Origin of the sequence: Rhizobium sp. GCM10022189, assembly GCF_042656325.1 — a bacterium.
Classification (GTDB): Bacteria; Pseudomonadota; Alphaproteobacteria; order Rhizobiales; family Rhizobiaceae; genus Rhizobium.
Genome location: NZ_JBHSOR010000029.1, coordinates 110,830 through 119,832, shown reverse-complemented (window position 1 = coordinate 119,832; position 9,003 = coordinate 110,830). Strand labels below are relative to the sequence as shown.

7 protein-coding genes are annotated in these 9,003 nt (G+C 61.4%); 5 read left to right on the top strand and 2 right to left on the bottom strand.

The window, feature by feature from the left end; translation table 11 throughout:
- On the bottom strand, positions 1-660 hold a 660-nt coding region (locus ACFPWW_RS12900), incomplete at its 3' end, for a Gfo/Idh/MocA family protein (protein WP_377311930.1).
- Positions 661-913: 253 nt separating this feature from the next.
- Here ACFPWW_RS12900 and ACFPWW_RS12895 point away from each other — a divergent pair.
- Genes ACFPWW_RS12895 through uxuA form a run of 5 tightly spaced genes read left to right on the top strand, consistent with a single transcriptional unit; the run spans position 914 to position 6,649 of the window.
- The gene (locus ACFPWW_RS12895; protein ID WP_377311928.1) at positions 914-2,194 is read left to right on the top strand and encodes an ABC transporter substrate-binding protein; all 1,281 of its coding nucleotides are present in this window, start codon (positions 914-916) and stop codon (positions 2,192-2,194) included.
- A 21-nt stretch (positions 2,195-2,215) separates the two neighbouring features.
- Complete coding sequence (locus tag ACFPWW_RS12890; protein WP_377311927.1) at positions 2,216-3,214, top strand: carbohydrate ABC transporter permease; 999 nt, start codon at positions 2,216-2,218, stop codon at positions 3,212-3,214.
- Positions 3,207-4,295, top strand: coding sequence for a carbohydrate ABC transporter permease (locus tag ACFPWW_RS12885; protein ID WP_112569920.1), 1,089 nt, complete (start codon positions 3,207-3,209; stop codon positions 4,293-4,295). The genes ACFPWW_RS12890 and ACFPWW_RS12885 overlap by 8 nt, the downstream gene beginning before the upstream one ends.
- A gap of 9 nt (positions 4,296-4,304) precedes the next feature.
- A complete protein-coding gene (locus tag ACFPWW_RS12880) occupies positions 4,305-5,384 on the top strand; it encodes an ABC transporter ATP-binding protein (protein ID WP_377311926.1) in 1,080 nt (359 codons plus the stop codon).
- A gap of 41 nt (positions 5,385-5,425) precedes the next feature.
- Entirely contained in the window at positions 5,426-6,649 is a 1,224-nt protein-coding gene (gene uxuA / locus ACFPWW_RS12875; RefSeq protein ID WP_377311924.1) for a mannonate dehydratase, read from the top strand.
- Positions 6,650-6,673: 24 nt separating this feature from the next.
- On the opposite strand, the gene ACFPWW_RS12870 is transcribed toward uxuA, so the two are convergent.
- Positions 6,674-8,758, bottom strand: a complete 2,085-nt coding sequence (locus tag ACFPWW_RS12870; protein WP_112569914.1) for a carboxy terminal-processing peptidase — start codon at positions 8,756-8,758, stop codon at positions 6,674-6,676.
- Between the last annotated feature and the right edge of the window lie 245 nt (positions 8,759-9,003).

Sequence of the window (9,003 nt, the reverse complement as noted above, 5' to 3'; positions counted from 1 at the left end):
CACTTCCCCGAAATCCTGGAAATCCGGCTTTTGCGGCATGCCGAAATTGCCGACCGAGCTTGCGACCACCTCGCCCGTCGTCGAGCCGGTATAAAACAGGAACTGGTCGACCTGATGCGAGGCGATGTCGACGATGATGCCGCCGAAGGCCTCCGGGTCGAAGAACCAGTCCGGCCGCGTCGGCAGCTGCAGCCGGTGCGGCCCCATGCCGAGCGTCTGGATCACCTTGCCGATCGCCCCTTCCTTCACCAGCTTGCCGGCCTTGACGGCGGAGCGCACGCAATGGCGCTCGGAAAAGCAGATGGAGAAGATCCTGCCGGTCTCGGCAACCGTGCGCCTGACCTCGTCGAGCTGGGCGAAGGTGGTCACACCCGGCTTGTCGCTCATCACATCCTTGCCCGCCCTCATGGCACGGATGGCAAGGCCGGCGCGGTCGCGCGGGATGGCGGCAATGCAGATCACGTCGATCGAGGCATCGGCAAAGATCCTTTCCCGGTCGATCTGCGGGACATCCGGATAGGTCTTCTCGAAATTCTCCCGGATCGCGGGCACGCTCGTCTGCGGGCAATAGCCGACGAATTCGCCACCCGCCGCCAGCAAGCCCTTCACATGATCGAACGTATGCCCATGGTCGATCCCGACGACGGCAAATCTCAGCATCGCAATTGTATCCTCCTGGTTTTGACAGCACTCCCAGCCGCCCAAACTGGTTAGACCAGATATCCAAAAAAACGTCATGTCAAGCTGGGTTTCGAGGTGAATTTCACCACCTATCAATCCATCCTATTGATATAAAAGGAATAAAAAATTTGTTTCAGAAAGCTGGTTGACAATCTGGTAAGACCAGACAAGCTTTTAGCGAGATTGCAGGATGGGCGGGAGGCCCTTGGCCGGATCTCTGGAGGAGCAAGATATGACACTCACTCGCATTGGCTTGCGGGCGGCATCGGCGCTGCTCGCAGTCACGGCGCTGACGGGTATTGCCCAGGCGCAGGAAATTACGGTCTATTGTGACGATATTGGTTTCGGCTGCCTGACGATGGCGCCGATTGCCAAACGCTTCGAGGCCGACAATCCAGGCACGACAGTCAAGCTGGAAACCGTAAGCTATCAGACGATCGTCGAGAGCCTGCCGGTGCAGCTTGAATCCGGCGAAGGGCCTGATGCGGCGATCATCACCGACCTCGGCGGCCTCAGCCGCTACTATCTCGATCTTACGCCTTATGTGAACGTCGCCTCTTTCGAGAAGGAATACGGGCAGGTGCTGCAATGGCTGCGCGGCGCCAACCCGAGCAGCAAGGCGATCAACGGCATGCCGACCTCGCTGACGGTCAACGGCGCCTATGTGAACCTCACGCTCTTCGAACAGGCCGGCGTTCCGGTTCCGAAGGAAGGTGCGACCTGGGCCGAATGGGCGGATGCGACACGTAAGGTCGCCAAGGCCACCGGCACGGATTTTTCGATGGAAATGGACCGGTCCGGCCACCGTTTCGCCAGCCTTGCCATCAGCTACGGCGCCGAACTCGTCGACGACAAGGGCCAGCCGGTGATCGACAAGGGCCTGAAGGATGCCATCGAACAGTTCGTCGCCTGGCACAAGGACGGCACGATGCCGATGGACCTGTGGGGCGCGGTCGGCGGCGCAACGCATCGCGAACTCTTTTCCGACTTCCTGAACGCCAAGACGGTGTTCTATTTCGGCGGTTCCTGGACCTTGAGCCAGATGGACAAGGAGGTCGGCGATCTCTTCGACTGGGAAGTCGTGCCCGCCCCCTGCGGCCCCGCTTCCTGCACGGTCATGCCGGGCGGCGGTGCGCTCGTCGGCTTCAAGCATACGAAGAACCCGGAGCTTGTCGGCAAGTTCATTGACTATGTCGCCCAGCCGAAGAACAATGCCGAGATCATCGCTGCGGCCGTGGAAATCCCCTCGAGCAAATCGCTGATCGAAGGAGGCGTGACCTATCCGGGCGCGTCCGAGCGCACGCAGCAGTCGCTGTCGACCTTCATCGCCCAGATCCCGAAGATGTCGCCGGCCGCTTACCGCTTCCAGGGCTGGCGCTATCAGCGCGCCATGATGAACGCGATGACGACGCGCATCAGCCAGGTTCTGAACGGTGAACTCGACGTCGATACCGCGCTTGCGAGGATCAAGCAGGATGTCGAGCTCGCCATCAACGCTGCCGGCGGCAAGTAAGAGCAGCGGGAGGACGAGGACATGGGCTTGAAAAGCCAGACGGCTGAGATTGCAGCCAGTATCGTCGTGCTGCCGGCGCGCATCGTCGAGCCGGTCATGACGGGATTGCAGAAGGTTTTGGGCATCAGGCGAATGCCGTGGGTGTTCCTCCTGCCCAACCTTCTGGCCGTGCTTCTGTTCTCGCTCCTCCCGGTCGTCGTCAACGTCTTCTATTCGTTTACAGGAAGCGACCGGCTCTATCCTTCCGAGCGGCCTTTCGTCGGCACCGGCAACTACGCCACACTCTTCGACTGCCGCAATTATCTCGACGCATCGAGCTGCGCCAGCGACCTGTTCTGGCGTGCGGTCGGAAACAGCCTCGTCTTCGTGCCGGTACAGGTCATCTGCATGATCGGCGTGGCGCTGCTTGCCGCCGTCTGCCTTAACCGCGAGATCAAGGGCCGCGGCTTCTTCCGGGCGGTCTTCTTCTTTCCGGTCATGCTCTCGCCTGTCGTGGTCGCCCTGACCTGGCAATGGATCCTGCAGCGCAACGGCGCGCTGAACGGCATCCTTACGGCAATCGGAATCGAGCCGGTCAACTGGCTGGTATTTCCGAATACGGCCTTCTTCTGGTCCGTGTTCGTGACCGTCTGGGCGCATATGGGCTTCTACACGATCATCCTGCTTGCCGGACTGCAGTCCATTCCGAAGGATGTCTACGAGGCGGCGAAGATGGATTCCGCCACCAACTGGCGCGTCTTCACGCGCATTACGCTGCCGCTGCTGAAACCCGTCCTGCTCGTCGTCTTCGTGCTCTGCGTCATCCGTTCGGTGCAGACGTTCGACGAACTCTACGTGCTGACCGGTGGCGGACCCGGCTCGGCCACCATGCTGATCGTCCAGTATATCTATGAGGTCGGCTTTGCCGTTCAGCCGCGCAATTTCGGCCTTGCCGCCGCGGCGTCGATCCTTCTCGGCATCGTTCTCCTCATATTCACCGCTCTCCAGCTTCGTTTGTCGAGGAATTCGCAGAATGGCTGATGTTGCGCTCAACAAACCCGAAACATCCGTGCGCGGCCTGCTGACGGCGCGGCGCGGGCGCCGGAGAATGGATTTCAGCGATGTGCTGACCTACGGCTTCCTGGTGCTGGGATTGCTGATCATGTTCACCCCGGTCGCCTGGCTGGTGCTCTCGTCGTTCAAGACCCAGGCGAATCTGCAGGAATTTCCGCCAAGTATCCTGCCCTACTCCAACGAGACCGCCGTCGTCGAGGGTTTCGACCAGCCGCTGCCGCTTTACGACGTGACGCTGAAGGATGGCTCGCAGCACCGGCTTGCCCAGATCCGCCGCGTCGGCCGCAATGCGCAGATGATCGATCCCGCCAATCCTGGGGCCGGCCGCGTCACCGTTTCCGTGACCGACGCGGTGGCCGTGCGCAAGGTCCGGCTGGCAATCGAAAACTATACGGGGCTGGTTGCCAATTCCGGCGGGGCAATCGGCGGCTATGTCTATAACAGCCTTTTCATTACCGTCGTCGCGACGATCATAACGCTCGTCATGAATTCTATGGCGGCCTTCGCGCTGTCGAAATATCGCTTCAAGGGCAGCAACATCGCGCTGATTTCCATCCTGTCGACGATCATGATCCCGGCAACCGTCGTTCTGGTGCCGACCTATCTGATCGTCGCGGAACTTGGTCTTGTCGGTAATCTCTGGGGCGTGATCCTGCCCACGGTCGCCACCCCGACCGGGGTTTTCCTGCTGCGGCAGTACATGCTGACGATTCCGGACGAACTGATCGAGGCGGCACGCATGGACCATGCCAGCGAATGGCGCATCTTCTGGCGCATCGTCCTGCCGCTTTCCTCGCCGGCGCTCGCCGTCGTGGCGATCTTCTCGATCCTGTCGCGCTGGAACGACTTCCTGCTGCCGCTGATCGTGCTCAACCGGCGCGAGGTCTACACGCTGCAGCTCGCGCTGAGCTCCTTCCAGAGCGAATTCGAGGTCCGTTACGACCTGCTGCTGGCCATGACGACGCTGACGGCGCTGCCGCTGGCCTGTGCCTTCATCTTCCTGCAGCGCTATATCACAACAGGCATTGCATCCACAGGCATCAAGTGAGCTTCATCCATGGCCAATCTCGTGCTTGAAAACATCAACAAGTCCTTCGGCGCTCTGGAGGTGATCCCCAATATCAACCTCGACATCGAGGACGGCGAATTCGTCGTCTTCGTCGGCCCTTCCGGCTGCGGCAAGTCGACATTGCTGCGCATGATCGCCGGCCTTGAAGAAACAAGCCGCGGCGATATCCGCATCGACGGCGAGAGCGTCGTCGATACGCCTGCCGCCGACCGCGGCGTGGCCATGGTGTTCCAGTCCTATGCGCTCTACCCGCACATGACGGTGCGCCAGAACCTGAGTTTCGGACTGGAAAATATCGGCATGCCGAAGGACGAGATTGCCCGGCGCGTCGATGCGGCCGGCAAGATGCTGCAGATCGACACCCTGCTCGAACGCCGGCCCCGCCAACTTTCGGGCGGCCAGCGTCAGCGTGTCGCCATCGGCCGCGCCATCACCCGCGACCCGAAGATATTCCTGTTCGACGAGCCGCTTTCCAACCTCGACGCCGAATTGCGCGTGCTGATGCGCGTCGAGATCACCAAGCTGCACGAGCGGCTCGGCAACACCATGATCTACGTCACGCACGACCAGGTCGAGGCCATGACCATGGCCGACAAGATCGTCGTCCTGCGTCGCGGCGTGATCGAGCAGGTCGGCGCCCCGCTCGAGCTTTACAACCGGCCCCGCAATACATTCGTTGCCGGCTTCATCGGCTCGCCGCGCATGAACCTGATCGACGGCATGGCCGACGCCTGCGACGGAAACAGCCTGACCTTCGTGGCCCAGGGCCTGCCGCCCCTTCCGCTGCCCACCGGCATCAGGCTGCCCGCCGGCGCGAAGGTGACGCTCGGCGTACGGCCGGAGGATTTCCTGGTCAACGAACAGGGCAGCGGCTGGCCGGTAACGATCAATGTCGCCGAGCAGCATGGTGCCAACAGCTACCTGCATTCCACGCTGTCGAACGGAGAACCGCTTCTGCTGCACCAGCAGGGTCAAAGTCAGGTCGAGCGCGGCGACACGCTGACGATTATCCCTCGCCCGGACCATTGGCATCTTTTCGACGCGGACGGCCTGCGGATCGACACCTGACAGAAACGGCCGGCGGGCCGGCGGCAGTCGAGAGGAAACCCATGAAACATACATGGCGCTGGTTCGGCCCCCATGACACGACCCGTATCGACGATATCGTTCAGACCGGGGCGACAGGCATCGTATCGGCGCTTCACCATGTGCCGGACGGCAATCTCTGGACGCCGGAAGAGATCGCCCGGCGCCAGGAGCAGATCGCCCGGCGCAGCGACGGGACGCCATCCGGGCTCGCCTGGGAGGTGGTCGAAAGCCTCCCGGTTTCCGAGGCGATCAAGAAGCAGAAAGGCGAATGGCGCACACATATCGCCAACTACAGGCAGAGCCTCGAAAACCTGGCCGCCGCCGGGATCTCGACCATCTGCTACAATTTCATGCCGGTGATCGACTGGACGCGGACGGATTTGCGCTGGCGCGTGCCCCATGGCGGCACCACGATGCGTTACGATGCCGCCGATTTTGCCGTCTTCGATATCTTCCTGCTGCAGCGCCCCGCTGCCAGAGGCGATTTCGCCGAGGAAATCGTCGAGGCGGCCGAGCGACGCATTGCGGGTATGGACGAGGCGCGCAAGGCTTCCATCGCCGCGGCCATCATGGCCGGCCTGCCCGGCGCGGCGGACCATCTTTCGCTCGATAAGGTGCGCCAGCATCTGGCCGAATATGGCGCGATCCCACCGGATCGCCTGCGCGCCAACCTCATCGATTTCCTGTCCGAGGTGACACCTGTGGCAAGCCGGCTTGGCCTGCGCCTCTGCTGCCATCCGGACGATCCGCCATTCCCGCTGATGGGCCTGCCGCGGATCATGTCGACGGAGGAGGACTACCGCCGGATCATTGAAGCCGTCGACGATCCGGCAAACGGCATCACCCTATGCTCGGGCGCGCTCGGCGCTCGTTGCGACAACGATCTGCCGGGCATGATGGAACGCCTCGGTCATCGCGTACATTTCCTGCATCTGCGAAACGTCCTGCGCGAGAGCGACATTGCCGGCGGCTCCTTCCATGAGAGTGAGCATCTGGACGGCAGCGTCGACATGGTCGCCCTGATCGGCGCGATCGTGCGCGAGGAAGCCAGCCGGCGCAAACAGGGCCGGGCCGACCATCAGATCCCGATGCGGCCGGATCACGGCCAGGAAATCCTTGATGACATCGGCCGCGGCGGGCAGCCCGGCTATCCGCTGATCGGGCGGATGAAAGGGCTTGCCGAATTGCGGGGCGTCGAAAGAGCGCTTACTGGCGCCTATCGGTCGCACGGCACTCTCGTCTGACTGCTTTCCGGCCGCATCCGCCGACTATTTCGTGGCTGCGCCCTCCTGGAGGTCCACCTCGTCGGCAAGAATGGCGGCCGCCTCGTCGAGCAGGACGTCTTTTGCCTTCTTGCGGGCATTCTCGATGGCGAGATCGGCGCTCAAGCTGCGCTCGTCGGCCTGCAATCCGTCATCTCCGGCAGAAACATCGCCGTCGCTCAGCTGCGCCTGAGACTTGCGTCGGCTTTCTCGAGCCGCCGCTTCCTTGCGACGTTCGGCTTCGTTGAGGGAGACAATACCTTTCTCCCGCTGGGCCTTCAGGTCGGCAATGTCCTTCACCAGACCCTGGAAGTCCGGATCGCTCCCGACCCGCGCATCATGCCGGCTCTGCAATATCGGCAGTGACTTCGCGACCGTGTCGGCAGGGGTGTAGTTCGCGGGCTTGATCTCGGCCCACGGCAAGGCGTTGTCATAACTGGTCTCGCCGAAGCTCTTCGGATCGGAAAGTCCCGGCAAGCTGATATCGGGCGTCACGCCGCGCAGCTGCGTCGTACCGCCGTTCACCCGGAAAAACTGTGCGATCGTCACTTTCAGCTCCCCGAATTCGGGTTTGCTGTTGCGAACCATCTGGTCAAGATCGACCACAGTCTGAACCGTGCCCTTGCCGAAGCTGGGCTCGCCGATGATCACGCCGCGACCGTAATCCTGGATCGCCGCCGCAAAAATCTCAGAGGCCGACGCCGAACCGCGATTGATCAGGACACCCATCGGACCTGTCCAGGCAGGGGCTGCAAACTCGGCGCTTCTGACCGCGACCTTGCCGTCGCTGCTGCGCTGCTGCACGACCGGGCCATTGCCGATGAACAGGCCTGTCAGATCAATCGCCTCGTCCAGGGAACCGCCGCCGTTGTTGCGCACGTCGATGAGGACGCTATCGACCTTTTCCTGCTTCAGCTCGTCAAGAAGCTTGGCGACATCGCGGCTTGCACTTTTGTAGTCCTTGTCGCCTTTGTGCCGGGCCTCGAAATCCTCGTAGAATGTCGGCAGGGTGATCACCCCGATCTTGCGCGTGACGTCGCCGACCTTCACGGAAAGTACGGACTTTCGGGCGGCCTGTTTTTCCAGGCTGATCTTGTCGCGCACAAGGCTGATCACGCGATGCGCGCCGTCTGCGCCGGCATCGGCCGGCAGGATGTCCAGGCGCACGACGGAGCCCTTTTTCCCGCGTATCATTTGCACGACTTCGTCAAGCCGCGTGCCCACGACATCTTTGATCGCCCCGTCCTTGCCCTGACCAACGCCGGTGATACGGTCTCCGACCGAAAGCTTGCCGGACAACTGCGCCGGCCCGCCAGGCACGAGTTCCCGGATCGTCGTATAGTCGTCCCGCTCCTGCAGTACCGCGCCGATACCAACCAGCGAAAGCTTCATCGCAATGTCGAAGTCGGCCGAAGCGGTCGCACCGAAATAATCGGTATGCGGGTCGATCGACGTCGCATAGGCATCCATGAACGACTGGAATACGTCGTCACTCTTGTACTTGTAGACGCGCTCGAGCGTATTGGCATAACGTTTGTCGAGCGTCTCACGAATAGCCGCATCGCTTTGGCCGCCCAGCTTCAGGCGCAGCCAGTCGCTCTTGACACGTTTGCGCCAAAGTTCGTTGCTCTCGGCTTCAGACTGCGGCCACGGCGCTTTATCGCGCAACACAGAATAGTTTTCCTGCGTGCCGAAATCGAAATCCTGCTTGAGCAAATTGCGCGCGTAGTTCATGCGGTCGACGACGCGCCGTTCATAGGTGTTGAAGACCGCAAACGGGATCTTCAGATTTTGCCGTTCGATGGCATCATCGATCTTGCTGCGGTCGGACATGAATTTGTCGATGTCGGCCTGCAGGAAAAGCATGCGGTCCGGATCAAGCGATTCGATGAACCGATCCATGATCTTTTCCGACAGGGCATCGTCCAGGGGAACGGGTTTGTAGCTGAAGCGCGTCAACAGCTGTGCGCTCAACTGAGCGGCTTGCGCCTGCCGCTTCAGCGGCGCCAAATCCGGCGGAGAAGCAACTTCAGCATAAGCGGCCGGTACGATGACAAGACATGCCGCAAGAAAAACGTATGGTAAGCGCATTCAGCGTTGATCCAATTCTTAATGCCCCTGGTCTGTGTGCGATCTAGGTGAGGCAATTGTGGTTTTTTGGCAACCAGAGGGTAAGCGGCGCGGTTTGTAAAGCCGCAAAAAACTCGCCCGGAACACAATCAAGCATAGCCGAGCTTTCAGGATAGCGCCACGCGAAGGGCGCAAAACATGCCACACGAGATCGTGACAGGGGCAGCCGCCGCAGCTTCAGCATGCCCGTGACAGGCAGACCTGCG